Source organism: Vibrio sp. D173a, assembly GCF_030248475.1.
Map to the genome: position 1 here is coordinate 1 of NZ_JAHGAH010000749.1, position 942 is coordinate 942.

The following is a 942-nucleotide window of genomic DNA, read 5'->3' on the forward strand; positions in this document are numbered from 1 at the left end:
TACACGCGCCGCAGAACCCTGCTCGGCAGCTTGATGCGATCGAGATACCCGCCGCTTCCGCTTGGTCAAGCAAAGTACCTTGGTTATTGCCCCCAAATAGGTAGCCATTCACGCTCAATTGAAGTGTTTTAACAGCTTCTTCCGTTGCTTGGTTCACACCAAACGCTTCTTGATGATAATGCTGTGGGTTAAGCCCCATCTGAATCAGCATTTTCTTCGCGCTATCCATGAAGCCATCTGGGCCACATACAAAAGCTTGGCGACGGTGTAGGTCGTCGATCTTTGCAATGTGCGACACACTCAAGCGTCCAGATAGACCTTGCCAATCTTTAGCGGGTTGACTCAAAGAGTAGATCACCTTCAGGCCAGAGTGCTGCTGCGCGATCTCTTCGATCTCTTTTTGATAAGGGATATCCTGTTCACTGCTGCATTGATGATAGAACACCACATCTTCTACTTGGTTGTGATCGGCAAGGTAACGAAGCATAGAAAGCATAGGCGTTACACCGCTGCCTGCAGAAAGCAGCAATAGCGGGTGATTTGGATTCTCTTCTAGATAGAATGCACCATCAGGGTTTTGCGCCACTAACGTGTCACCCACTTGGAAATGATCATTCAACCAGTTTGAGATTCGGCCATCGTCAACACGTTTTACCGAGATAGCCAGACGACCTGCTCGTGATGGACACGATGAAAGCGTGTAGCGACGTGAAACCTTTTCGCCATCAATCGTCATTTCAATCGGTAGGTGCTGCCCTGGCTGATAACTTGGCAATCCTTTATTATCTTTCGCTGGTTCTAACCAGAACGTCGTAAAATCACGTGCGATCTCTTCACGCTCAACACACGTTAGATGCATTGACTCGACCCAAGTATCCTCATACTGCTCTTTAGGTTTAGTCTCCAAGACTTCAATCTTATCGCCCGCTTTAATCACGCCCT

1 protein-coding gene is annotated in these 942 nt (G+C 48.2%); it reads right to left on the reverse strand.

All coding sequences use genetic code 11. The features are described 5' to 3' along the window. A partial coding sequence (locus KIV40_RS28985; RefSeq protein ID WP_285352681.1) for a hybrid-cluster NAD(P)-dependent oxidoreductase occupies positions 1-942 on the reverse strand: 942 nt, incomplete at both ends.